The sequence below is a fragment of the Dactylosporangium sp. NPDC051485 genome (genome assembly GCF_040682015.1).
In the GTDB taxonomy this organism is placed as follows: Bacteria; Actinomycetota; Actinomycetes; order Mycobacteriales; family Micromonosporaceae; genus Dactylosporangium.
The window spans coordinates 26074-50177 of the sequence record NZ_JBFAZW010000014.1 but is presented as its reverse complement, the minus strand read 5'-3'; the positions used below and the strand labels follow the sequence as shown (position 1 = coordinate 50177).

General features: G+C 72.8%; 18 protein-coding genes. 10 read left to right on the top strand and 8 right to left on the bottom strand.

Translation table 11 applies throughout. From position 1 onward, the window contains the following. Positions 1–29: 29 nt before the first annotated feature. The 3 genes from AB0M46_RS10450 to AB0M46_RS10440 all read left to right on the top strand — a co-directional run bounded on the left by AB0M46_RS10450 (position 30) and on the right by AB0M46_RS10440 (position 3240). On the top strand, positions 30–566 hold the full coding sequence (locus AB0M46_RS10450; protein WP_363334557.1) for a histidine phosphatase family protein: 537 nt from the start codon (positions 30–32) through the stop codon (positions 564–566). 394 nt (positions 567–960) lie between these two features. Continuing rightward, positions 961–1809, top strand: a complete 849-nt coding sequence (locus AB0M46_RS10445) for a metal ABC transporter substrate-binding protein (RefSeq protein ID WP_363334555.1) — start codon at positions 961–963, stop codon at positions 1807–1809. Continuing rightward, positions 1810–3240 carry a M1 family metallopeptidase gene (locus AB0M46_RS10440; RefSeq protein ID WP_363334553.1) on the top strand — a complete coding sequence of 477 codons (1431 nt, stop codon included), beginning with the start codon at positions 1810–1812 and terminating at the stop codon, positions 3238–3240. A 19-nt stretch (positions 3241–3259) separates the two neighbouring features. Here the strand turns inward: AB0M46_RS10440 and AB0M46_RS10435 are convergent, their stop codons facing one another. After that, positions 3260–4933, bottom strand: a complete 1674-nt coding sequence (locus AB0M46_RS10435) for a substrate-binding domain-containing protein (protein ID WP_363334551.1) — start codon at positions 4931–4933, stop codon at positions 3260–3262. A gap of 307 nt (positions 4934–5240) precedes the next feature. Between AB0M46_RS10435 and AB0M46_RS10430 the strand changes: the two genes are divergently transcribed. The 5 genes from AB0M46_RS10430 to malQ all read left to right on the top strand — a co-directional run bounded on the left by AB0M46_RS10430 (position 5241) and on the right by malQ (position 11705). Beyond that, positions 5241–6296 (top strand): hypothetical protein, encoded by a 1056-nt coding sequence (locus AB0M46_RS10430; RefSeq protein ID WP_363334549.1) that lies wholly within the window; start codon positions 5241–5243, stop codon positions 6294–6296. Beyond that, positions 6293–7972 carry a VWA domain-containing protein gene (locus AB0M46_RS10425; RefSeq protein WP_363334547.1) on the top strand — a complete coding sequence of 560 codons (1680 nt, stop codon included), beginning with the start codon at positions 6293–6295 and terminating at the stop codon, positions 7970–7972. Before AB0M46_RS10430 ends, AB0M46_RS10425 begins: the two co-directional genes overlap by 4 nt. A 76-nt stretch (positions 7973–8048) precedes the next feature. Beyond that, positions 8049–8936, top strand: coding sequence for a polyphosphate kinase 2 (gene ppk2 / locus AB0M46_RS10420; RefSeq protein ID WP_363334545.1), 888 nt, complete (start codon positions 8049–8051; stop codon positions 8934–8936). Between the two features lie 206 nt (positions 8937–9142). Then, positions 9143–10024 (top strand): MEDS domain-containing protein, encoded by an 882-nt coding sequence (locus AB0M46_RS10415; protein WP_363334543.1) that lies wholly within the window; start codon positions 9143–9145, stop codon positions 10022–10024. Positions 10025–10031: 7 nt separating this feature from the next. After that, positions 10032–11705, top strand: a complete 1674-nt coding sequence (gene malQ, locus AB0M46_RS10410) for a 4-alpha-glucanotransferase (protein WP_363334541.1) — start codon at positions 10032–10034, stop codon at positions 11703–11705. A gap of 21 nt (positions 11706–11726) precedes the next feature. On the opposite strand, the gene AB0M46_RS10405 is transcribed toward malQ, so the two are convergent. The 7 genes from AB0M46_RS10405 to glgX all read right to left on the bottom strand — a co-directional run bounded on the left by AB0M46_RS10405 (position 11727) and on the right by glgX (position 20375). Continuing rightward, positions 11727–12401 carry an NAD(P)H-binding protein gene (locus AB0M46_RS10405; protein WP_363334539.1) on the bottom strand — a complete coding sequence of 225 codons (675 nt, stop codon included), beginning with the start codon at positions 12399–12401 and terminating at the stop codon, positions 11727–11729. Positions 12402–12511: 110 nt separating this feature from the next. Further along, positions 12512–12928 carry a hypothetical protein gene (locus AB0M46_RS10400; protein WP_363334537.1) on the bottom strand — a complete coding sequence of 139 codons (417 nt, stop codon included), beginning with the start codon at positions 12926–12928 and terminating at the stop codon, positions 12512–12514. Between the two features lie 112 nt (positions 12929–13040). After that, positions 13041–13925: an SRPBCC domain-containing protein gene (locus AB0M46_RS10395; RefSeq protein ID WP_363334535.1), complete on the bottom strand. Its 885-nt coding sequence runs from the start codon at positions 13923–13925 to the stop codon at positions 13041–13043. Next, complete coding sequence (locus AB0M46_RS10390; RefSeq protein WP_363334533.1) at positions 13918–14265, bottom strand: metalloregulator ArsR/SmtB family transcription factor; 348 nt, start codon at positions 14263–14265, stop codon at positions 13918–13920. The genes AB0M46_RS10395 and AB0M46_RS10390 overlap by 8 nt, the downstream gene beginning before the upstream one ends. A gap of 71 nt (positions 14266–14336) precedes the next feature. After that, positions 14337–16037 (bottom strand): malto-oligosyltrehalose trehalohydrolase, encoded by a 1701-nt coding sequence (treZ, locus tag AB0M46_RS10385; RefSeq protein WP_363334531.1) that lies wholly within the window; start codon positions 16035–16037, stop codon positions 14337–14339. 1 nt (position 16038) lies between these two features. Continuing rightward, positions 16039–18273, bottom strand: a complete 2235-nt coding sequence (gene treY / locus AB0M46_RS10380; RefSeq protein ID WP_363334530.1) for a malto-oligosyltrehalose synthase — start codon at positions 18271–18273, stop codon at positions 16039–16041. Continuing rightward, complete coding sequence (gene glgX / locus AB0M46_RS10375) at positions 18270–20375, bottom strand: glycogen debranching protein GlgX (RefSeq protein ID WP_363334529.1); 2106 nt, start codon at positions 20373–20375, stop codon at positions 18270–18272. The genes treY and glgX overlap by 4 nt, the downstream gene beginning before the upstream one ends. A 253-nt stretch (positions 20376–20628) precedes the next feature. Between glgX and AB0M46_RS10370 the strand changes: the two genes are divergently transcribed. After that, complete coding sequence (locus tag AB0M46_RS10370; RefSeq protein WP_363334527.1) at positions 20629–22608, top strand: amylo-alpha-1,6-glucosidase; 1980 nt, start codon at positions 20629–20631, stop codon at positions 22606–22608. Positions 22609–22633: 25 nt separating this feature from the next. Beyond that, positions 22634–24094, top strand: coding sequence for a glycosyltransferase family 4 protein (locus AB0M46_RS10365; RefSeq protein ID WP_363334525.1), 1461 nt, complete (start codon positions 22634–22636; stop codon positions 24092–24094). Positions 24095–24104 lie beyond the last annotated feature (10 nt).

The following is a 24104-nucleotide window of genomic DNA, read 5'->3' as shown; positions in this document are numbered from 1 at the left end:
GTCCGGCGCGGCGGCGGTACCGTACCGGCATGCCGCTCGCTCTGGTGTACGAGACCCACGCGACCACCGTCGACAACGAGCAGGGGATCGCCACCGGCTGGCTGCCCGGCGAGCTGTCCGAGGCCGGGCTGGCGCAGGCCGCCGAGCTGGGGCAGCGGCGGCGCGACGACGGCATCGAGGTGGTGTTCGCCTCCGATCTGGCCCGGGCGGTACAGACGGCGGATATCGCCTTTCGCGGCAGCGGCATCCCGGTGCGCCTCGACCGGCGGCTGCGGGAGTGCGACTACGGCGAGCTCAACGGCTGCCGGGTCGAGCGGCTGGCGCAGGAGCGCCCGCTCCGCCTCACCGAGCCGTTCCCCGGCGGCCAGAGCTACGCCGACGTGGTGGCCGCGACGGCCGAGTTCCTGGGCGACCTGACCCGCGCCTTCTCCGGGCAGCGGGTCCTCGTCATCGCGCACTCCGCCAACCGCTGGGCCCTCGACCACCTGCTGCACGGCGCGGACCTGGCCGAACTGGTGACGGCGCCGTTCGACTGGCGACCGGGCTGGGAGTACGAGGTGGCCTGAGGCCGACCACTGCGGTCCCGCCCTGATCCGTGAACGCCGGATCAACGGATGGACGTTGAGGGTTGCTTATGTATGAATATCGAGCTTCGCTTCTTGCCGGGGGTGCGGTGCGATCGTAGGGCCGTCAGCCACTACTTCGTCGGCATGTACCCGGCCTCCTACGGCGCGGGGCTGTGCTACGTCGCGGCCACGTCGTTCGGGAACGTGACGGGCACGCACATCACCTTCAGCCCGGCGACCGCCGCGCTCTACGGGCCGGCGCCGGTCAACGGGACCGCGTACCGGGTCACCGTCTACGCCATCAACGACACCGGCGACGGCTACCTCGGCGCCCGATGGGATCAGGGTCATATGTTTTTGACAATGGTTGTCATCACCAGCGAGGATGAGGCCCATGCGGGGGTGGTGGGCGGCGGTGGCGCTGGTGGCGGCGCTGGCCGGGTGTGCCGGGCCCGCCGAGCGGGACGACGGCCGGGTTCAGGTCGTCGCCGCCTTCTATCCGCTGCAGTTCGTCAGCGAGCAGGTCGGCGGCGACCGCGTGCGGGTGGAGAACCTCACCCGCGCCGGGGCCGAGCCGCACGACCTCGAGCTGCGCCCCAGCCAGCTGGCCGGGCTCGAGGACGCCGACCTCGTCGTCTACCTGCGCGGCTTCCAGCCCGCCGTGGACGAGGCGATCGACCTGCAGGACAAGGGCAAGGCCTTCGACGTGGCCGGGGTGCAGCCGCTGCGCGGAGCCGACCCGCACGTCTGGCTGGACCCGGTCCGGCTCGCGGCGATCGCGGACCGGGTGGCCGAGCGGCTGGCGGCCGCCGACCCGGACGCCGCCGGCGCGATCCGGGAGCGGGCGCGGACCCTCGCCACCCGGCTGGAGGAGCTCGACGGCGAGTTCCGCGACGGGCTGGCCGACTGCCGGCGACGCGAGGTCGTCACCAGTCATGAGGCGTTCGGCTACCTCACCGCCCGCTACGGGCTGACCCAGGTGGCGGTGACCGGGCTCAACCCGGACGAGGAGCCGGGGCCGCAGCAGGTGCGGGACGTGGCCAAGGTGGCCCGCGACCGCGGGGTCACCACGATCTTCTTCGAGTCGCTGGTCAGCCCGAAGCTGTCGGAGACGGTCGCGCGGGAGATCGGGGCGAAGGCCGCCGTGCTCGACCCGCTCGAGGGCGTGGAGGACGGCGAGACGTACTTCACGGTGATGCGGGCCAACCTGGCCGCGCTCCGCGACGCGCTGGGCTGCCGGTAGGTGCGGCGGCCACTGGCGACGGCTGCGGCCGCCGTGGTGCTGCTGCTGGCCGGGTGCACCAGCGGCGGGCCGATGACGGCGCGGCAGGTCTGGCCGGCCCCGAGCTTCGAGGATCACAGCAACCGCGACGGCACGTCGACGCCGGTGGCCGACCCGATCTACCCGGAGTACGGCAACCCCGCCCTCGACGTGCTGCACTACGACCTGGGGCTGAGCTGGGACCCGCAGTCGCGGGCGCTCACCGGCCGGGCCGCGATCCGGCTGCGGGCCGTGCTCGCGGTGCCGTCGATCCGGCTGGACTTCTCCCCGGCGTACACCCTGGGCGGCGCGACCGTCGATGACACCCCGGCGGCCGCCCGGCTGGACGGCGGGCATCTCGTCGTGGACCGGGCGCTGCCGGCGGGGGCGGTGGCCACGCTCGTCGTCGGGTACGCGGGGACGCCCGCCCCGGTGCCGATGCCCTCGCACCGCGCGGACATCGAGCCGCTCGGGCTGACCGTCACGAATGGCGGGGAGCTGTGGACGATGCAGGAGCCCTACGGGGCGTCGACCTGGTATCCGGCCAACGACCAGCCGTCGGACAAGGCGCTGTACGACATCGCGGTGACGGTGCCGGAGGGCTGGGCGGGGATCGCGAGCGGCACGCCGGCCGGGGTGCAGGGGCGCACCTTCCGTTACACGACGACCACGCCGGTGGCCGCCTACCTGACCACCCTCGCGGTCGGCCGGTACACGAAGACCGAGCTCACCGGGCCGCGCGGGCTGCCGGTGCAGCTGTGGACCCGCACCGGCGTCGACGACAGCGGGCGGCTCGCGGCGCTGCGGCGCGTCCCGGAGTACCTCCAGTGGCTCGAGGCTCGCTTCGGGCGCTATCCGTTCCCGAGCGCCGGGGTGGTGGTCGTGCCGTCGCGGTCGGCGATGGAGACCCAGCAGATGGTGACGATGGGCGGGGATGTGCTGCGCGACGCCGTGGCCGCGTCGAGCGTGCTGGTGCACGAGCTGGCGCACCAGTGGTTCGGCGACGCGGTGGGGCCGGCGACCTGGCAGGACGTGTGGCTCAACGAGGGCTGGGCCAGTTACGTCGAGCAGCTGTACAACGGCAAGGGCGACCCCGGCGCCATGGAGCGCTGGGAGCGCGGGGCCCGGTCCCAGGACGCGAGCCTGCGGGCCCGGCTCGGGCCGCCGGGGCACCCGCAGGCCGACAGCTTCGCGGAGGGCAACGTCTACGTCTGCCCGGCGCTGCTGCTGCACGAGCTGCATAAGGCGCTGGGCGACGCCGGCTTCTTCGCGCTCGGGCGGGCCTGGGCGGCGGCGAACGCCGGCACGGCCCGGGACCGGGCGGCGTTCACCGCGTTCGTGAACCGGCAGACCGGGCGGGACTTCACCGCCCTGATCGACGCCTGGCTGGACTCGCCGACGACCCCGTCCTGAATGCCTGCCCGTGCCGGGCCTATTCGTGCAGGCCGCCGGCCACGACGTGGATGAAGGCGGCTTGGACGTCGTCGGCGCTCGTGGCGTTGTCGATGTACGCCCCCACGGGCTTGGCCAGCGCGTCCTTGAGCCTGTCGGCGGCGTCCTGCCGGTTGAGCACCACGATGCTGACGGTGACCGGTCGCTGCGGGTCCTTGAGCGCGCTGAGCTTCTGCACCGTGTCGGCGACCTCGGCGGCGTTGGCGCTGTCCCGGCCGGCGTCGTCGGTGAGGATGAGGACCTGGTTGAACATGTCGTCGTGCCAGTCGTCGCGGACCGACTGGTAGCCGGCGACGATCGCGTCGAGCAGGCCCTGGCCGGCCCGGTGCGAGGTGAGCGCGTTGACCGAGCGGGTGAAGGCGGCCCGGGAGGTCTCGTCGAGCCGGTCGGTGGGCAGCAGCTTGCGGTACCCGCCGGTCTGGCCGGGGCTGATCTCCCACAGGCCGAGCCGGGAGCCGACCGGCATGAGGTCCCCGACGACCCGGCAGCCGGCCTTGAGCACGTCGATCGGCTGCTGCTTGTTGCCCGGGGGCGGGCCGGAGCTGGCCCCGGTGCCCGACCCGGCGATGTCGACGATGATGAGCAGGTTGCTGCGCCGGTCCTCGGGGTCCCAGGTGGCGAAGACGTGCTGCACGTGGTGCGGTGCGAGGACCGGGAATGGCTCGGCGGTGGGCTCGGGCAGCTTGGTGGCGCCGCCGACGGGCGGCCGGGTCTGGCCGGGGCCGCGCAGGCCGGCGGCGTTGATCGCCTGGCGGCCGTCGGTGCTGGCGAAGGCGGCGAAGAGCCGCTGGAGCGCCGCGACCCGCCCCGGGTCGCGGGCGGCGGCGGCCGAGGGGAACCAGCTGTACCGCAGCAGCGCCGTGTGGTCGGCCGCGGCGAGGTAGACGCGGCCGGCCGGGGCGAGGTCCATGGTCGGCAGGAGCGCGTACTCGGGCACGAGGCCGACCTCGCCGGCGGTCTCCGGGGTGGCGGCCAGGTTGTGGTTGACGGTGCGGGTCACCGCGAGGGTGGTGTTGAGCGCGAGCGAGGAGGCGTCCATGCCGCGCTTGAGCCAGACGGCCTCGCCGACCGCGCCGGCCGCGACCAGCCCGTCGCCGGACAGCGCGGGGTCGCGGACCACGAGGCGGACCCCGGTGTTCTTGTTGATGAGCAGGTCGGACAGGGCGAGCCAGCCGTTGCCCTGCGCCTTGATCCTCTCGGCGGTGGGCTGGTCGGTGACCATGAGGATCGGGCTGGTGGCCAGGGTGGCGCCGGCGGAGGTGTCGCGCTGCTCCACGCTGTCCTTGCCGGTCGGCACCAGGAGGCCGGGCGGGGCGAGGCCGGCCCACGAGGCGTCGTCGGGGATCCACACGTCGGCGTTCAGCTGGCTGAGCTGGCCGGCCGCCGGGCGCCCGTCGGCGGTGGTGGTGTCGACCAGGATGCAGTCGGGGCCGGAGCGCAGGGTGCGGGCGGCGGCGGAGACGACGGTGGAGAACGAGGACGCCGTGATGACGCGCAGGGTGGTGGGGCAGTCCGTGCCGGCCTCGACGCTGCCGCCGCGGTCGTGCCACACGTACCAGCCGGCGCCGGCCACGAGGCCGACGGCGAGCAGGAGTAGGAGCCCGCGCAGGGCCGCCCCGGCGGTGCGGGCTCCCGCCTGCTGATGCTTGCCCATGTGCTGCACCGTCCCGCGCGCTGAGGTGGGATGACGTGCGATGACCGCGGGCAAGTATGCCATCGAGCATGACGGACTCCGTCGGTCGTCCACCGGTCGGCGGCGATCATCGGCCGTTCAGATGATGCATTCCCACTTCAGGCGATCACGGGTGCGGACGGTGACGCCGCCGACACAAATGCGTCTGCAGGCGCATGGCAGCCCATGGGTGAACGGCGATGAAAGATCATCCACTGTGGACGAAGTGAACACCCGGCGAACTGCGGGTTTAATGCCGGTGCTTGCGGTGAGGGGGCAGAATCGGGGCGTGAAGCGGACCGGTCCACTGATCGTCTTGGTGCTCGTCCTGGTGATCGTCGGCGCCGTCGCCGGCCATCTGCTGGGCCGCCGCTCGGAGGGCGGCGGGGGCGACGTCACCGAGGTCAGCGCGCTCATCGGCTCCGAGAAGGAGCGGTACTTCGCCGACCCCGAGGTCAAGAAGGCCCTCGCCCGGCACGGCTGGAAGGTGCGGGCCGACCCGGCCGGCTCCCGGCAGATGCCGACCCGGCTGCCCGGTTACGACTTCGCCTTCCCGGCCGGCACCTCGGCCGCCGACGAGATCCGCCGGCACGGCACGTTGGCCGGCGACAACGTCGTGGTCTTCTCCTCGCCGCTGGCCGTCGCCACCTCGACGCCGATCGTCGACCTGCTGCAGCGCGCGAAGCTCGCCGACCGCGACGCCGCCGGGGTGTGGCGGCTGGACCTCAAGGCTCTCGCCGACGCCAACCGGCGCAACCTCAAGTGGACCGACATCCCGGGCAACACGACCCGGCCCGTGGCGCAGAACGTCCTCGTCGCCACCACCCGCCCGGACGACTCCAACTCGGCCGCGATGTTCGCCGTGCTGCTCGACCAGGCCACCGGCGGCAACCTCGACGCCGTCGCCAAGCTCTTCACCGACCAGGGCGCGGTGGACACCACCAGCGAGGAGCCGTTCGAGGCCTACCTGCGCAGCGGGGGCAACTCGGCGCCGATGGTGCTCGTCTACGAGGCCCAGTTCGTCGACCACGCGGTCAACGACGGGCTCGGCAGCGGGCAGACGCTGGTGTACCCCGCGCCGACCCTCGTGTGCCAGCACACCATCGTGCCGCTGACCCAGCACGGGGTGGAGGTCGCCAAGCTGCTGGCCACGGACCCCGAGCTGCAGAAGCTCGCGGCCAGGCACGGCTTCCGCACCGCCGACGCCGGCCTGACCGCCCCGATCTTCCAGGGCGTCCGCCCGGGCGACGCGCCGCTGCCGACCACGTTCGCCGGCGCGGTCGCCGATCCCGGCTACGACGCCGAGCACTCGCTGCTTGCCAAGCTTCACGAGAGGATGTCATGAGAGCGGTACGGAGCGCAGCCTTCGGTTCAGGCCGGCGCCACGGCGCCAGGTTCGGCGCGGCGCTCGTGGCCGCCGCGCTGCTGTTGGGGGCGTGCACCGGCGGCAAGGGGAGCGGGAAAAGCGCCGAGCCCGCCGAGAGCGAGGGACCGTACCTCAAGGGCTCCGGCACCCTGCGGGTGCTCGCCAGCAGCGAGCTGGCCGACCTGCAGCCGGTGCTGGGCGACCTGCGCCAGGCCACCGGAGTCGAGGTGAAGCTGCAGGCCACGGGCACCCTCGACGGCGTCGAGAACGTGGTGTCGGGCAACGCCGCCAAGTCCTACGACGCGATCTGGTTCGCCTCCAACCGGTACCTCCAGCTGCACCCGGACGCCGGGGACAAGATCGGCACCGCGACCAAGGTGGCCACCTCCCCGGTCGTGCTCGGCATCCGCCAGTCGGTCGCGGCCAAGCTGGGCTGGACCGAGCACCGCCCGACCTGGAGCGAGATCGCCGTCGCGGCCGGCGAGCACAAGTTCACCTACGGCATGACCAACCCGGCCAGCTCCAACTCCGGCTTCTCCGCGCTCGTCGGCGTCGCCGCCGCCCTGGCCGGCACCGGCGCGGCGCTCACCGCCGAGCAGATCGCCCCGCTGACCCCGCGGCTGCGGGACTTCTTCGCCGGGCAGCGCCTCACGTCCGGCTCGTCGGGCTGGCTCGCCGACTCCTTCACCAAGAACGCCGTGGAGAAGAACGACCACGCCGTGGACGGCCTGGTCAACTACGAGTCGGTGATCCTGTCGCTCAACGCCTCCGGCAAGCTGCCCGAGCCGCTGAGCGTGATCTACCCGTCCGACGGCGTGATCACCGCCGACTACCCGCTCACCCTGCTCGCCGGCGTCTCCGAGCAGACCAAGAACAACTACGCCGCGGTCGTGGACTACCTGCGCCGCCCGAGCGTCCAGCGCAAGATCATGTCGGCGACCTGGCGCCGCCCCGCGGTCCCCGGCGTGCAGCTCGCCGCCCAGTTCGGCCCGAAGGACGCCAACCTGCCCGAGCTGCCGTTCCCGGGCAAGCTCGAGGCCGCCAACGCGCTCATCGGCGCCTTCGGCGACGACCTGCGCAAGCCCGGCCGCACCATCTACGTGCTCGACCTGTCCGGCTCGATGAAGGGCGGGCGCCTGCAGGGCCTGAAGACCGCCCTGATCGGCCTGACCGGCGCCGACACGAGCCTGTCCGGGCAGTTCACCCGCTTCAACGGTCGCGAGCAGGTGGTCCTGGTGCCCTTCAGCACCAAGCCCGGCCAGGTCCGCCGCTTCGACCTGCCCGACGGCAACATCCAGCCCACGCTCGAGCAGATCCGGGCGTACGCCGACGGGCTCGCGGCCGGCGGTGACACGGCCATCTACGACGCCCTGTTCGTCGCCTACGACCAGGCGGCCGCCCTGGCCAAGGAGGACCCGGACCGGTTCACGTCGATCGTCCTGCTGACCGACGGCGAGCTGACCGCCGGCGCCAACCTGCTCGCGTTCCAGGCCCGGCTGCCGCAGCTGCCCAAGGTGCCGGTCTTCACCATCCTGTTCGGCGAGGGCAACGTCCAGCAGATGCAGCAGATCGCCGACCTGACCGGCGGCAAGTCCTTCGACGCCCGCACCGGCGCCCTGCCCGCGGCGTTCAAGGAGATCCGCGGATATCAGTAGGCCCGTGATCCCTTTCTACGAACTGTTCAAGCGTCGGCGGTAGAGAAGTGCGGGTGGTTGGGGGTACACCTGCGGTATGACCGAACTCTCCCTCGACGACTACGTGGTCGAGGACGACGATGACGACGACCCGGTGCTGCTGCGCAAGGACGGGCGGCCGGTCGACACCTGGCGGGAGGATTATCCGTACGACGAGCGGATGACCCGCGCCGAGTACGACCGCACCAAGCGGCTGCTGCAGATCGAGCTGCTCAAGCTGCAGAACACGGTCAAGGACCGGGGCGAGCGGCTCGTCGTGCTGTTCGAGGGGCGGGACGCGGCCGGCAAGGGCGGGACCATCAAGCGGTTCATGGAGCACCTGAACCCGCGCGGCGCCCGGGTCGTCGCGCTGGAGAAGCCCAGCGAGCGGGAGGCGACGCAGTGGTACTTCCAGCGCTACGTCCACCACTTGCCGGCCGCCGGCGAGATCGTCCTGTTCGACCGGTCCTGGTATAACCGGGCCGGCGTCGAGCGGGTCATGGGGTTCTGCAGCCGCGCCGAGTACCTCGAGTTCATGCGCCAGGCCCCGGAGCTCGAGCGGATGCTGGTGCGCTCCGGCATCAGGCTGGTCAAGTTCTGGTTCTCGGTGTCGCGCAACGAGCAGCACACCCGCTTCCTGATCCGGCAGGTCGACCCGGTGCGGCAGTGGAAGCTGTCCCCGATGGACCTCGCCTCGCTGGACAAGTGGGACGAGTACACCGAGGCCAAGGAGGCGATGTTCTTCTACACGGACACCGCCGACGCCCCGTGGACCGTGGTCAAGAGCAACGACAAGAAGCGCGCCCGGCTCGAGGCCATGCGGCACGTGCTGAGCCGGTTCGACTACGAGGGCAAGGACTTCACCCTGGTCGGCACCCCGGACCCCCTGATCATCGGCCCCGCCGCCCTGGCCGACGACTCCATCGACGACGCCCCGAGGCTCTGACCGATTACTGGCGATTCCCTCGGAAAATCGCAGGATTCTGCGTCGTGAGCGTTTTAGAGCTGATAAGTGCACCCGACGTATCGGCACCCGGGGCGGGAAGTGCCCAGTTGGCGGCCGAGGTTAGGTAATGACACGCCGAATGGTTGAGTAATTCAGGCACGTATCCGATCGTGAGCGGTGTGTATTCCCGTCGTAGGGTGGACCCCGTGCCGGAAGCTGGTGCGGAGCGTTGTGTCGGGTCGGCGTTGTTCGGCAAACATGTCAGTCTCGTCTATGACGCCGACGAGGAGTTCCGCGACCTGCTGACCGGCTTCGCCGCGCGGGCCGTTGCCGCAGGTCACCGCGTCGTCCTCTTCCTCGATGCGGACTCCGCCGACCTCGGCCGGGCGCTCGCCGCCGCCTTGCCGGACGCCGCGCCCGGGCAGTTCACCGCCCTGCGCTACCGCTCGCGCGCCGGTCTGGCCGGTGCCGATGGCGGAACCAGTCAGACCGGTGCGGCGACGTTCGGCGAGGGACTCTTCGGCGTGCAGGAGCTGCTGGCCGCGTTCACGCGGCTGCGCGACGAGGCGTTCGCCGCCGGGTACTCGGGGATCTCCCTCGCCGTGCAGATGCTCTGGACGCAGCGGGCCGGGTTCACGCCGACGGACCTGCTCGCGTACGAGACCCGGGTGAACCGCTTCTTCGGCGACCCGCGGGTCACCGGCCTGTGCCTGTACGACGGCCGCCACTTCGCCAAGGAACTGCTCGCCCGCATCGGCGCCGTGCACCCCGGCCCGTTGCTGCGCTTCACGCTCGGCGGCTGGGGCGCCCACCTGCGTCTCACCGGCCAGCTCGACGCCTCCAACGTCGGCTCGCTGCCGTCGATCCTCGACCTGGTCGCCGAGGCCGACTCGGTCGTGCTGCTCGACGCCAGCGAGCTGGAGTTCGTCGACGCCGCCGGGGCGGGCACCATCGTGCGGTTCGCCGCCTCCCGCCCCCACCGCCACACGGTCGTGCGCTGCGCCCGCGGGGTCCGCCAGGCGCTGCAGCTGGTCGGCGCCGAGGCCGTGCCCAGCCTGGTGCTTCGCGACGGCGTCGCCGGGGTATGACGGCTCCGTGCAGCCAGCCGACCCCGCACAGCCGGTAGACCCCAGCCTCCTGCAGGCCGCCGCCATCCGCGGCGTCGCAACGTCCTACGAGGCCGCCGGCCACCGCCGCGTCGACATCGACCCGGACGTGGTCCGCGACGTGATGGCCCTGCTCGAGCCGGACGCCCTGCCGCCGGTGCCGCGCACGTGGGGGTGGATGCTGCAGCTGTACGGCGTCCGCTCCGCCGCCTCCTGGGGCGTCGGGGACTTCGCCGACCTCGCCGCGTTCACGAGGTGGGCGGCCGCCACCGGCGCCGGGGCCGTCCTGGTCAACCCGCTGCACGCGGTGGCGCCGGTCGACCCGATGCCGGCCTCGCCGTACTCCCCGTCGTCGCGCCGCTTCGTCAACCCGCTCTACCTGCGGGTCGAGGACCTGCCCGAGCACGCCGCGGCCCCGCCCGAGCTCAAGGCTCGGGTCGACGCGCTGCGCCCACCAGCGGGCGCCCCGACGGACCTCGTCGACTACGACGCGGTCTGGCGGGCCAAGCGCGCCGCGCTGGAGCTGCTGTTCATCCCGGACCTGGCCGACGTCGAGCCGGCGCTGCGGGACTTTGCCACCTACACCGCCCTCGCCGAGGCGCACGGCGTCGACTGGCGGCGGTGGCCGGTGGAGCTCAGGAGGCCGGGGGCCGCCGCGTACGAGGCGGCCGACGCGACGCGGGTCGCCTTCCACGTGTGGCTGCAGCGGCGCTGCGCGCAGCAGCTCGCCGCGGCCAACGCCGCCGCGGCCGGGATGAGCGTGGGGATCGTGCACGACCTGGCCGTGGGCATCGACCCCGGCGGGGCCGACGCCTGGACGCTGCAGGACGTCATCGCGCAGGGGGCCCGGGTCGGCGCCCCGCCCGACGCGTTCAACCAGCAGGGGCAGGACTGGGGGCTGGCCACCTGGCGGCCCGACCGGCTCGCCGCCACCGGCTACGCCGCCTACCGCGACCTGCTGCGCGGCATCCTCGCCCACGCGGGCGGGCTGCGGGTCGACCACGTCGCCGGGCTCTGGCGGCTGTGGTGGATCCCGCCCGGCCGGGGCGCCGCCGGGGGCGCGTACGTGCACTACGACGCGGCCGCCATGCTCGGCGTGCTGGTCGAGGAGGCCCGCCGGGCCGGCGCCGTGGTCGTCGGCGAGGACCTCGGCACCGTCGAGCCGGTCGTCACCCGCAGCCTGCAGGAGCGCAACATCCTCGGCTCGGCCGTGCTGTGGTTCACCCGCGACGACGACGGCGCCTTCGTCCCGCCCGAGCGGTGGCCGGCCAACGCCATGGCCTCCATCTCCACCCACGACCTGCCCACCGCCGCCGGCTTCCTCACCGGCGAGCACGTCCGGGCCAGGGACGCGGCCGGCGTGCTGACCCGGCCGGTCGCCGAGGAGCGCAAGGCCGCCGACGCCGACCGGGCCGCCCTCCTCGCGCTCCTGCCGCAGGACGAGGACCCGGTCGTCGCCATGCACCGGCTGCTGGCCCGTAGCCCTTGCCGGGTCCTGCTCGCCTCGCCCTACGACGTGCTCGGCGAGGTCCGCCAGCCCAACCTGCCCGGGACGTCCGAGCAGTACCCGAACTGGCGGATCCCGCTGCCGCTGCCCCTCGAGGAGCTCACCGGGGACCCGCGGATGCACGCGATCGCGGAGATCTTCAACGCGGCGGGGTGACGTCCCCGCGCGGCGCCGTCTTCACGAGGCGACCCCGATGATCTGGCGGACGGTCTCCGGGCGGTCCACCAGGCCGAGCATGTGGTGGGCCACGTCGGCGCGCGGGATGGAGAAGCCGCCGCGGATGTTGCGCCCGAACGCCTCCCGGTAGCGGCCCGTGCCCGGCTTGTCGGTGAACATCGGCGGCCGGGAGATCGACCAGTCCAGGTCGCTGCCGCGCACCACGTCCTCCATGCGGGCCAGGTCGGCGTAGTGGGCGCGGAATTTCGTGCGGGCGAAGGGCACCCCGAGGTGGCGCATGAAGAACCCGTCGCCGGGATCGTGCCTGGGCGGGGTGGGCCGCTGTGGCGAGGGCACGGTGCCGATCGGGGCGGCGCTGAGCACCACCAGCCGGTGCGCCCCGGCCGTGCGCATCGCGGCCACGACCGCGCGGGTGCCGCGCTCGGCCACGCCCTCCTCGTGCGCGCTGGTGGCGCCGAGGGCGGACAGCACGGCGCCGGCGCCGGCCACCGCCTCGCGCAGCGCCCCGGCGTCCGGGCTGGCCAGGTCCACGGCGACGATCCGCACCCGGTTCCCGAGCCCGTCGAGCTTGCGCGGGTTGCGCACGACAGCGGTGACGTCGTGCCCGGCCGCGACGGCCTGGTCGAGGATGTGCCGCCCGGTTCCCCCGGAGGCGGCGACGACGGTGAGCTCCACGACTGACTCCTCTGTGATCGATAACCTATCTGCCTCCGATAATACGAAGTTCATATTAGATCGCCAAACGAAGGGCGCCGCCCCGGGCCGGGACGGCGCCTTCGGTACGGTCAGACCGCCTGGTACTGCAGGGCGCGCAGCAGGTTGTCCGCGCCCTCCTTGTCCAGCGCCGGGAAGGACAGCCGCAGGCCCTCCCCGTTCGTGCCGAGGGCGAGGGTCACCGTGGCGGTGACGCCCCGCTTGGCCTCGGCGACCCGGATCACGTAGCGGGGGATGTCGGCCACCGCGTTCATCGTCGGACGGCCGGTGAGCCAGTGGGCCTCGAGGATCAGCAGCCGCTCGTTGGTGAGCAGGATGTAGAACGCCTTCTTCTGCTGGTACATCATCATGCTGCCGCCGGACAGGATCGCCGACGCGGCCGCCATGGCCACGTTGCGTCCCACGTTGGCCTTGCCGACCCGGCACCGCCCGGTCGCCAGGGCCCGCTCGCCCGGACCCATCAGCGGCGCCGCGTTGGTGATGGTCATGTCGTGAAGCTTCTGCCGCACGTACTCTCCCCGTGAGGGACCCGCCATATCGCGGGTGATGAATGATGGCACGCGCACGCTACGGTCGAAGGCCGGTGCGGGACATGGCCGATCAGCCGACTGTGCCATCGTCCGGGCGGCCGGAGTTCGGCGGGATCTCCTGCAGCAGCCAGGTGTTGCCGTCCGGGTCGGCGAAGGGCACGTAGAGGATGCCGCCCATGTCCTGCACCTCGCCCGCGTCCACGCCCTTGCCCAGCAGGATTTCCCGGGCCCGGCGCACGTCGCCGACGACCAGGTGCAGCCCCCGCAGCGTGCCCGGCGGCAGGTCCAGCCCAGGCAGGTCCCTGTAGAGCAGGATCGAGCAGGCCGAGCCGGGCGGGGTCAGCTGCGTGACCCGCGGCCCGCCGCCCGGCCGCACGTCGTGGTCGAGGCGGAAGCCGAGCTTGTCCGCATAGAAGGCCAAGGCGGCGTCGACGTCCTTGACCGGCACCGGCACCAGCTCCAGCCGCATGGGGAGGTGCTGCCCGGCCAGGTAGGCGTCCAGCGCGGCGTAGCCGGCGTCCATGCCCTCCCGCATCCCGCTGGCCAGGGCGGTCTCGCGGGCGGCCGGGGAGGCGTAGGCGATGTGCGTGGTGATCCGGGTCCGGCCGCCGAGGTCGTCGAAGGTCACCGTGTTGCGGGTGGCCGGCCAGTCGCCGCTCCACGCCTCGGTGCTGACCAGCCGCTCGGGCCGCAGCACCTCCTCGAACGTCCCGCCGATGCTCAGCTCGCCGCCGTCGGCGTCGCGCCACACGTAATGGAGCGCGCCGCCGGGCCGCAGGTCGATCTCGCAGACCGTCATGGTCCAGCCGGGCGGCCCGACCATCCAGTTGGGGAGGTGCTCCGGGCTGGTGTGCACGTCGAACACCAGCTCCCGGGGCGCGGCCACGACCCGGGTGATGCGCACCCCGGCCTCGCCGTCCAGCTCGAACCCGGTCACGCCCAGATCGTCACGCATCACGCGGCTCCTCGATGTCGTCCTGTACGAACTGCAGGTAGGCGTCCAGGCGGGCGTAGCTTTCGTCCCAGAAGCGGCGGTAGCGCTCGGCGAACGCGGCGACCTCCCGCAGCGGCCCGGGCTCGAGCCGGCAGGGCCGCCACTGCGCCTCCCGCCCGCGCGAGATCAGCCCGGCCTGTTCCAGCACGCGCAGGTGCTTGGAGATCGCCGGCCCGCTCATCGCGAAGGGCGCCGACAGCTCCTTGACCGTCGCCTCGCCGTCGCTGAGCCGCGCGAGTATCGCCCGCCGCGTCGGGTCCGCCAGCGCCGCGAAGGTGGCGCTGAGCCTGTCCTCGTCCATGGCCTACCTAACCAATTGGTTACCTAACCTCTTGGTTACTTAAGCAGCGCCGGTACGGCACGTCAAGCGGGTCACAGGATCGCGGCGGACTCCGCGGGCAGCGTGAGCAGGTCCGACTGCAGCACGACGGCGTCGTCGGTGGCGAAGATGACGCGCTCGGCCCGCAGGGGCACCGTGCGGGGCACCTGCGTCAGGTTGGCCACCACCGTCCGCGAGCCGCGCCGGACGACCAGGACGCCGTCGTCGTGGATCACGTGCACCCGGTCCAGCCGCGGGTCGGACAGGCCCGGCAGGGTCTTGCGCAGCGCGATCAGCCGCCGGTAGAGGGCCAGCACGTCCTGGTCCAGCGCCGCCCAGTCCAGGTGCGAGCGGACGAAGGTCTCCGGGTCCTGCGGGTCCGGCACGTCGCCCGGCGGCCAGCCGTGGGCGGCGAACTCCTCGCGCCGGCCCTTGCCCACCGCGGCGGCCAGGGCCGGCTCCGGGTGGCTGGTGAAGAACTGCCACGGGGTGCGGGCCGCGAACTCCTCGCCCATGAAGAGCATCGGCGTGAACGGGGAGGTCAGCAGGAGCGTGGCGCCGACCCGCAGCAGGCCGGGGGAGAGGGTCGCGGTCAGCCGGTCGCCGGTGGCGCGGTTGCCGACCTGGTCGTGGTTCTGCAGGCAGACCACGAAGCGGTGCCCCGGGATGCGGGCCCGGTCGATCGGGCGGCCGTGCACCCGGCGGCGGAACGAGGACCAGGTGCCGGCGTGGAAGAACGCCTCCTGCCACACCTTGGCGAAGCACTCCGGGGAGCCGAAGTCGCCGTAGTACCCCTGCCGCTCCCCGGTCAGCATGGCGTGCAGCGCGTGGTGGACGTCGTCGTCCCACTGGGCCTGCAGGCCGTAGCCGCCGGCCTCGCGGGCGGTGACCAGCTTGGCGTCGTTGAGGTCGGACTCGGCGATGAGCGACAGCGGCCGGCCGACCGCGCAGGCCAGGGCGTCGACCTCGGCGGCGAGCTCCTCCAGCAGGTGGGTCGCGCCGCGGTCGACCAGGGCGTGCACGGCGTCCAGGCGCAGGCCGTCGGCGTGGTAGTCGCGCAGCCACTGCAGGGCGCTGTCGATGATGCACCGGCGCACCTCGCCGCTGTCGGCCTCGTCCAGGTTGAGCGAGCGGCCCCAGGTGTTCGCGCCGGTCGAGAGGTACGGGCCGAACTGCGGGGGGTAGGCGCCCGACGGGCCGAAGTGGTTGTAGACGGCGTCGATGACGACCCCGAGGCCCTCGCGGTGGGCGGCGTCGATGAAGCGCTTCAGCCCGTCGGGACCGCCGTAGCTCTCCTGCACCGCGTGCCAGCCGACGCCGTCGTAGCCCCAGTTGTACTCCCCGTTGAAGGCGTTCACCGGCAGCAGCTCGACGAGGTCGATGCCCAGCTCGCGCAGGTACGGCAGCCGCTCGATCGCCCCGTCGAACGTCCCGGACGGCGTGAACGTGCCGACGTGCAGCTCGTAGAGCACGCTGCCGGCCAGCTGCCGCCCGGTCCAGCCGGCGTCGCCCCACGCGAAGCGGTCGTGCTCGTAGACCCGGCTGCGCCCGTGCACCCCGCCCGGCTGCCAGCGCGAGCGCGGGTCGGGCAGCACCCGCTCGTCGTCGTCCAGCGCGAATCCGTAGTCGGTGCCGTGGCCGGCGCCGGGATCCTCGGCCGTCCACCACTGCCCGTCGCCGGTCATGGGGATGGTTTCGGTACCGCTGTGCAGCACCACCCGCCGCGCCGCCGGCGCCCACACCCGAAACTCCATGTCAGCCCTTCATCAGTAGCGCGACGGGATACGTGGCGAGCAGGTCGCCGACGGCCGGGGAGGAGGCCGGCCGCCCGGTCAGCGCGTCGACCCAGTCCCCGCCCGGCAGCTTCAGCTCGGTGTCGCCCCACCCGCCGCGCCCGGCCAGGCCGACCGGCAGGCGGGTGGCGATGCTCAGCGCGCCGCCGCGGTCGAAGGCGACCACGTGCCGCTCGGCGGCGCCGGCCGCCGGCACGGGGCGGTAGCCGGTGAACAGCTCCGGGCGGTCCCGCCGCAGCCGCAGCGCCCGGCTCACCACCAGCAGCTTGGCCGCGCCGGAGGAGTCCACCGGGGGCAGGGGGAGCCGGGCCGCGACGGCGGCGTCGAGCGCCGCGAGCAGGTCGCGGCGCTCGGCGAAGTCGACCGGGCGGCGGTTGTCGGGATCGACGAGGGAGTTCTCCCACAGTTCGGTGCCCTGGTACACGTCCGGCACGCCCGGCATGGTCAGCTGGACCAGCTTCTGGCCCAGCGCGTTGCTCCAGCCGAACGGGGTGATCCGGGACGCGAAGTCGCGCACCTCGGCCCGCAGGCCGCCGTCGGTGAAGACCCGGGCCAGCACGGCCCGCACGGCGGACTCGAATGCCTCGTCGGGCGCGTCCCACGACGTCGAGCGGTTCGCCTCGCGGGCGGCCTTCTCGAAGTACCGCCGCAGCCGCTCTTCCCCGATGGGCCAGGCGCCCACGATCGTCTGCCAGAAGAGGTCCTCGAAGGAGGGGTCGGGCAGCGGGGCGATCTCGCGCCAGCCCCGCTGGACGGCGGCCCACTCGGCGGGGACCTCGCTCAGCACCGCCAGGCGCGCCCGCACGTCCTCGCCCCGCTTGGTGTCGTGCGTGGACAACGTCGTCATGCCGGCCGGCCAGTCGCGCTGGCGGGCCGCGGCGGCCGCGTGGAACTCCTCGACGTCGACGCCGCGGCGGGACGGGTCGCCGCCGACCTCGTTGAGGGCGATGAAGCCGTTCCAGCGGTACATCGCCGTGTCCTCGACGCCCTTGGCCATCACGGCGCCGGTGAGCTGCTGGAACCTCGCGCAGACCTCGTCGCCGGGGTCGGTGAGCCGCGGCAGGAGCCGCTCGAGGTCCTCGGTGAGGTCGGGCCGCTGCTCGCGGGTCCTGGCGACCGCCTCGTCGAGATCGTTGCCGCCGTACGGGAGATACGTCCGATACACGCGGAAGTTTGCCGCGAGCTGGGACAGCACCGGCAGATCGGCCTCCCGGCCCGTGATGCGGGTCAGGCGGTGGAGTTCGGCGCGGAAGAGGCGGCTCGTGGCGTCCAGCTTCTGGGTGTGGGCCTCGGCCTGCCACGAGGGGTCGGACACTTCCGGTTCGATGAACAGCCCGCACACCTCGGCCAGCGCGTCGTAGCCCGTGGTCCCGTCGACGGGCCACTGCGGGGGCAGCGGCTCGCCGGGCTCCAGGATCTTCTCGACCACCAGCCAGACGCCGGGGGCGTGCGCGCGCAGCCGGGCCAGGTACTCGCCGGGGTCGCGCAGGCCGTCGGGGTGGTCGACCCGGATGCCGTCGGCGAGGCCCTCGCGCACCCAGCGCAGGATCTCCGCGTGCGTGGCCGCGAAGACGGCCGGGTCCTCGACACGCACCCCGGCCAGCTCGGTGACGGCGAAGAAGCGCCGGTAGTTGAGCCGCTCGTTGCCCTCCCGCCAGTACACCAGGCGGTAGTGCTGCCGCTCGTGCACCTCCTGCGGGCTGCCCGCCCCGGTGCCCTCGGCGATGGGGAAGCGGTGCTCGTAGTACCGCAGCTCGCCGTCCTCGATCCGCAGGTCGTCCAGCGCCGCGGAGCCGAGGACGGGCACCACGACCGGTCCGGCCTCCCAGTCGATGTCGAACCAGCCGGCGTACCGGCTGGCACGGCCCTTGGCCAGGACGTCCCACCACATCGGGTTCGCGGCCGGCTGGAACAGGCCCATGTGGTTGGGCACGATGTCGACGACCAGCCCGAGGCCGTGCGCGCGCAGCGCCGCCACCAGCCGGTCCAGCCCCGCTGCGCCGCCCAGCCCCGGGTTCACCGCGCGCGGGTCGACCACGTCGTAGCCGTGCGGCGAGCCGGGCGTCGCGGTCAGCAGCGGGGCCGAGTAGCAGTGGCTCGCGCCGAGGTCGTGCAGGTACTGCGCCAGCCCGGCCGTCGCGTCGAGGTCGAAGTCCGGGCGCACCTGCACCCGGTAGGTGGTCCTCGGGACCGTCATACCGTGCGGTCCAGCACCACGAGGGAGCGGTCCGGGACCGTGATCGTGCCACCGGCGGTGTAGGAGACGCCGTCGCGGGCCGGTCCCGTCGCGGTGGCGATCACCAGCTCCCACTCCTTGCCGTACTCCTGCGGCGGCACCACGAACTCCAGCGGCTCGTGGTGGGCGTTGAAGCACAGCAGGAACGAGTCGTCGACGTGGCGCTCGCCGTGCGAGCCCCGCTCGGTGATGGACTCGCCGTTGACGAAGAGCATCAGCGCGCGGCCGAAGTTGTTGTCCCACTCCTCCCCGGTCATCAGCCGCCCGTCGGTGGCGAACCAGGCCACGTCCGGCAGCGGCGTGCCCTCGGTCCGGGCCACCGGCCGGCCGGTGAAGAACCGCCGGCGGCGGAAGACCCGGTGCCGCTCGCGGAACAGGGCCAGCCCGCGGGCGAAGGCGAGCAGCTGGTCGTCGACGTTCTCCCAGTCGATCCAGCTGATCTCGTTGTCCTGGCAGTAGGCGTTGTTGTTGCCCTGCTGCGTGCGGCCCAGCTCGTCGCCGGCGCAGATCATCGGCGTGCCCTGCGAGAGCATGAGCGTGGCGAGGAAGTTGCGCCGCTGCTTGGCCCGCAGCGAGTTGATCGCCGCGTCGTCGGTCGGCCCCTCCGCCCCGCAGTTCCAGGACCGGTTGTAGCTCTCCCCGTCCCGGTTCTCCTCGGTGTTGGCCTCGTTGTGCTTGTCGTTGTAGGAGACCAGGTCGTTGAGCGTGAAGCCGTCGTGGCAGGTGACGAAGTTGATGCTGGCGAAGGGGCGGCGCCCGTCGTCCTGGTAGAGGTCGGCCGAGCCGCAGATGCGCGAGGCGAACTCGCCCAGCGTGGCCGGCTCGCCGCGCCAGAAGTCGCGGACCGTGTCGCGGAAGCGGCCGTTCCACTCCGTCCACAGCGGCGGGAAGTTGCCCACCTGGTAGCCGCCGGGGCCGACGTCCCACGGCTCGGCGATGAGCTTCACCTGGTTGACGACCGGATCCTGCTGTACGACCTCGAAGAACGTGGACAGGCGGTCCACCTCGTAGAACTCCCGCGCCAGCGTGGAGGCGAGGTCGAAGCGGAAGCCGTCGACGCGCATCTGCGTGACCCAGTAGCGCAGGGAGTCCATCACCAGCTGCAGCGAGTGCGGGTTGCGCACGTTGAGGCTGTTGCCGGTGCCGGTGTAGTCGGTGTAGTGCCGGCTGTCCTCGTCCTCGAGCTTGTAGTAGTGGCCGTTGTCGATGCCGCGGAAGCTCAGCGTCGGGCCCAGGTGGTTGCCCTCGGCGGTGTGGTTGTAGACCACGTCGAGGATGACCTCGATGCCGGCCGCGTGCAGCGCCTTGACCATCCCGCGGAACTCCTGCACCTGCTGGCCGCGGTGCCGGCTGGCGTAGCCGTGGTAGGGGGCGAAGAACCCGATGGTGTTGTAGCCCCAGTAGTTCGACAGGCCCAGCTCCACCAGGCGCTGGTCGTGCACGAAGTGGTGCACCGGCAGCAGCTCCAGCGCCGTGATGCCGAGGCGCTTGAGGTGCTCGATGACGGCGGGGTGGCCGATGCCGGCGTACGTGCCGCGCAGCTCGTGCGGGATGTCGGGGTGGCGCATGGTCAGGCCGCGCACGTGGGCCTCGTAGACGACCGTGTGGTGGTAGGGCACCCGCGGGGCGGCGTCGTTGCCCCAGTCGAAGTACGGGTTCACCACCACGGCCTTGGGCATGAACTGCGCCGAGTCGGCCGTCGACATCCGTTCCGGGTCGTTGAAGTCGTAGCCGTACACGGCCGGATCCCAGCTGATGTCGCCGTCGATGGCCTTGGCGTAGGGGTCCAGCAGGAGCTTGTGCGGATTGCACCGCAGCCCCCGGCCGGGGTCGTAGGGGCCATGGACCCGGAAGCCGTAGCGCTGCCCGGGCTCGATCCCGGGCAGGTACGCGTGCCACACGAACGCGTCGACCTCGACGAGCCTGATGCGGTCCTCGTGGTCCTCGTCGTCGAAGAGGCACAGCTCCACCGAATCGGCCACCTCGCTGAAGATGGCGAAGTTGGTTCCCTGCCCGTCGTAGGTCGCTCCCAGCGGGTACCGGTTGCCCGGCCAGACCTGCATGCTCGCTCCTGCCCTCGGCGTCTTCTGGTCTCGGCACCGGGATGCAACGGCGCCACCAGTTGCCACAGTGTTACGTGCGTCGAAAGTTCACGCGCGGGTACGCGTGAAGCTGGCTGCCTTTTGCCCTTCGCGACCAATAATGAATCGTGCCGCCCGGTAGGTCTGGTTTCCGACAGGCTCCCAGGATGAATCTCACGCAAATTCAGCCGTGGCGCGCGTTTGAAATGAGGGGGTAGAGATCATAGTTGGGCACATGCCCCCGGGATCGGTGATGACCTTCGGCCCGCATGCCTGCGCGACGCCGGCCGGATTCGAGTCCGAGTGGTTGGTCACCGACGGCCTCGGGGGGTACGCGACCGGCACGATCGCGGGCCTGCGAACGCGCCGCTACCACGCGCTCCTCGTCACGCCGGACCGGCAGGTCGCATTGGCCGCCCTCGACCCGGTGCTGAGTGTCCCCGGCCGGCCCGACGCCCGCCTCGCCATGCACGAGTGGGTCTCGGGCGCGCTCGAACCGGCCGGGCACCAGTTGCTCGAATCCTTCGAGATCGTGGATTCGGTACCGCGGTGGCGCTGGCGCGTCGGCGAGTACGTGCTCGAGCGCGAGGTCGCCATGACCCGCGGGCGCAACGCGGTGGCCGTCGTGCACCGGCTCGTGGCCGCCCCGCCCGGCGCCGAGGTGACCCTGACCCTGACCGCGCTGTGCACCTGGCGGGACGCGGACTCGGAGCGGTACAGCACGGGCGAACCGCTCGGCGATCTTCCGTATCGCCTCGACGGGCCCGGCTGGAAGCCGGTCGGGGAGTGGTACCTCGGCGCGTACCACCGCGAGGAGGCCGCCCGCGGCCTCAACCCGCTCGAGGACCTCTACGCCGCCGGCACCTTCGCCGCCACCCTGCGCGTGGGCGAGACCCTCACCGTCACCGCCTGCTCGGGCGAGGACCGCGACGAGCCGCTGCCGGCCGGCCCGGCCGTCGTCGAGGAGGCCCGGCGCCGGGCCCGCAAGCTCGTCCGGCAGGCCGGCGCCCGCGCCGCCGCCGACAAGCTGCTGGTGCTCGCGGCCGACCAGTTCATCGTCGAGGACGGCGGCGTCCCCGCCGTCGTGGCCGGCTACCCCTGGTTCGGCAGCTACCTGCGCGACACCATGACCGCCTACGAGGGCCTGTTCCTGCACACCGGCCGGCACGCCGAGGGGCGCCGGCTGCTGCGGGCCCACGCCGGGCTGGGCGAGCGGATGCGGCGGGAGGAGCTGCGCGACGCCGACGGGCCGCTGTGGTACGTCCACGCCGTCGAGCGCCACATCGCCCGCACCGACGACCAGGAGCTGTGCGCCGAGCTGCTGCCGGCGGTGGAGGCCGTCGTCGCCGCCTACACCAAGGGCACCCGCGACGGCGTGACCGTCGACCCGCTCGACGGCCTGCTGGCCCTCGACGCCCAGCACGCCGGCCTCACCTGGATGAACGCGCGCCTGCCGCGCGGCCCCGTGACCCCGCGGGACGGCAAGCCGGTCGAGATGAACGCCCTGTGGGCCAACGCGCTCGGCGCGATCAGCGTGCTGCGCGAGCGCTGCGGCCGGGACGCCTCGGTCGTGCACGCCCGCCGGGACGCGGCGCGGGCCCAGTTCGTCAAGCGGTTCCGGGCCCCCGACGGCTGGCTCTACGACCTCGTCGACGCCGGCCCGGCGCCCTACCCCAAGGGCGGCAGCGGCGTGCACGACGACTCGGTGCTGCGCCCCAACCAGCTGCTCGCCTTCAGCCTGCCGTACGGCTTCGGCACGGAGGAGCCGCACCTGCGCGACGTCGTGCTGCGGGCCGTCGGCGGTGAACTGCTGACGCCGCTCGGCCTGCGCACGCATGCCCCGAGGGAGTACGGGTACGAGGGGGCCCACCGGGGCGGCGTGGTCGCCCGGGACACCGCGTACCACCAGGGAGCGGTGTGGCCGTGGTGGCTCGGGCCGTACGCCGACGCGCTGTGTGCGGCCGGCCGACCGGCCGACGCGCTACTGGGCGCCGTCGAGGCACATTTGGGCGAGTGCGGTCTCGGGTCGGTGAGCGAGATAGCGGAGGGTGACGCCCCACACCGCGCGACCGGAGCCCCGTTCTCCGCCCGCTCGGTCGCGGCGGTCCTCCACGCACGTGCGGTCATCAGGCAAAACTGCAACTTGCAGCGATCGGAAAAAACGAAATTGTCCCGCGAAGCCCGCCCCCGAACCCGGCGCAACGCGCTACGGTGACAGTCGGCGACGAGAGGTATCCGCTATGCGCGTATTGATGATCGCCTGGGAATTTCCGTCGAGTGAAGCCATAGCCGTACGCCAGGGCCGCATCTCCGCCCTGTCCGCGGCGCTGGTCGCGGCGGGCCACGACGTCACCGTGGTCAGCCCGCACCGGCCCGGCGCCCCCGCCAACGAGACGTTCGGCGGGGTGCGCGTCGTGCGCGCCTGCGCCCTCCCCCCCTCCGCCCTTCCTCCCTCCGACGACTCCGACCTCAGTCACACGATGGCGGTGAACCGCCTGCTGGCCGAGGCCGCGATCCGCACCGCGCCGGCCGCCGGCTACGAGGTGATCCACGCCCACGACTGGCTGGTCACCCACGCCGCGGTGACCCTCAAGGAGCGTTTCGGCATCCCGTTCGTGGCCACCCTCCAGGCCACCGAGGCCGGGCGCCACCAGGGGTACCTCCCGGGCGAGACCAGCCGCTCGGTGCACTCCGTCGAGTGGTGGCTGGGCTCCGAGGCCTGCCGGGTGATCGTGCCGACCGAGTACCTGCGCTGGGAGATCCAGCACCTCTTCGACGTCCCGGCCGAGCGGGTCGACGTCGTGCCCAACGGCATCGACCCGGACATCTGGACCGCCGAGCCCCGCGCCGTGCTCTCGGCCCGCCTGCGCTTCGCCGGCGAGGGCCCCCTGATCGTCTACGCCGGCCGGCTCATCGCCGAGAAGGGCGTCCAGGACCTCCTGGCCGCCATGCCCGCCATCCGCGAGCGCCACCCCGGCACCCGCGCGGTCGTGGTCGGCGACGGCGACTACCGCGGCACCCTCATCGAGGAGGCCCGGCGGCTCAAGCTGCACCGCGCGGTCTCCTTCCCGGGCACGCTCGACCAGCCCACGCTGGCCGCGGTGCTGGCCGCCGCCGACGCCTTCGTGATGCCCAGCCGCTACGAGCCCACCGGCACCGTGGCCCTGGAGGCCGCCGCCTCGGGCGCCGCGCTGGTCGTGGCCTCCACCGGCGGCCTGGCCTCGATCGTGGAGCACGGCGTGACCGGCATCCGTTTCCCGGTCGGCGAGCCCGACGGCCTCGTGGACGCCGTCGACGCCCTCCTGCAGGACCCGATGCTGGCCCAGACCCTGGCCAGGCGGGCCCGGCAGATGGTCCGCGAACGGCACTCGTGGCACGCCATCGCCGCCCGCACCGCCGCGATCTACCACGCCGCGGTCGACGAGGCCCCCGCCTTCGAGGCCCGGCGCGAGGCCGCGGTGGTCGACAGCGGGCTGCCGGTCGTCGACGTCCCGGCGGGCAACCTGCTGTCCGACCCGCCGCGGGTGCCGGTCGGCGAGCGCCCGTCCAGCCTGGCCGGTCCGTCCTCGTCCTCGGCGGAGGCGGCGTGGCAGGCCGGCGTCGACGCGGCCCGCGCGGCGATGGCGGCCGAGGCCCCGCACTGGAACACGCCGGTGGCGGATCGCTTCGACGTGGTGATGGCCGCGGTGGAGCGTCGCTGAGGTCCTTTTT

Bases quoted from the DNA above. Each gene is read 5' to 3' on its own strand.
- AB0M46_RS10450 (WP_363334557.1), top strand. From the start codon at position 30: ATGCCGCTCGCTCTGGTGTACGAGACCCACGCGACCACCGTCGACAAC.
- AB0M46_RS10445 (WP_363334555.1), top strand. From the start codon at position 961: ATGCGGGGGTGGTGGGCGGCGGTGGCGCTGGTGGCGGCGCTGGCCGGG.
- AB0M46_RS10435 (WP_363334551.1), bottom strand. From the start codon at position 4,933: ATGGGCAAGCATCAGCAGGCGGGAGCCCGCACCGCCGGGGCGGCCCTG.
- AB0M46_RS10425 (WP_363334547.1), top strand. From the start codon at position 6,293: ATGAGAGCGGTACGGAGCGCAGCCTTCGGTTCAGGCCGGCGCCACGGC.
- ppk2 (WP_363334545.1), top strand. From the start codon at position 8,049: ATGACCGAACTCTCCCTCGACGACTACGTGGTCGAGGACGACGATGAC.
- AB0M46_RS10400 (WP_363334537.1), bottom strand. From the start codon at position 12,928: ATGACCATCACCAACGCGGCGCCGCTGATGGGTCCGGGCGAGCGGGCC.
- AB0M46_RS10395 (WP_363334535.1), bottom strand. From the start codon at position 13,925: ATGCGTGACGATCTGGGCGTGACCGGGTTCGAGCTGGACGGCGAGGCC.
- AB0M46_RS10390 (WP_363334533.1), bottom strand. From the start codon at position 14,265: ATGGACGAGGACAGGCTCAGCGCCACCTTCGCGGCGCTGGCGGACCCG.
- treZ (WP_363334531.1), bottom strand. From the start codon at position 16,037: ATGGAGTTTCGGGTGTGGGCGCCGGCGGCGCGGCGGGTGGTGCTGCAC.
- treY (WP_363334530.1), bottom strand. From the start codon at position 18,273: ATGACGGTCCCGAGGACCACCTACCGGGTGCAGGTGCGCCCGGACTTC.
- glgX (WP_363334529.1), bottom strand. From the start codon at position 20,375: ATGCAGGTCTGGCCGGGCAACCGGTACCCGCTGGGAGCGACCTACGAC.
- AB0M46_RS10370 (WP_363334527.1), top strand. From the start codon at position 20,629: ATGCCCCCGGGATCGGTGATGACCTTCGGCCCGCATGCCTGCGCGACG.
- AB0M46_RS10365 (WP_363334525.1), top strand. From the start codon at position 22,634: ATGCGCGTATTGATGATCGCCTGGGAATTTCCGTCGAGTGAAGCCATA.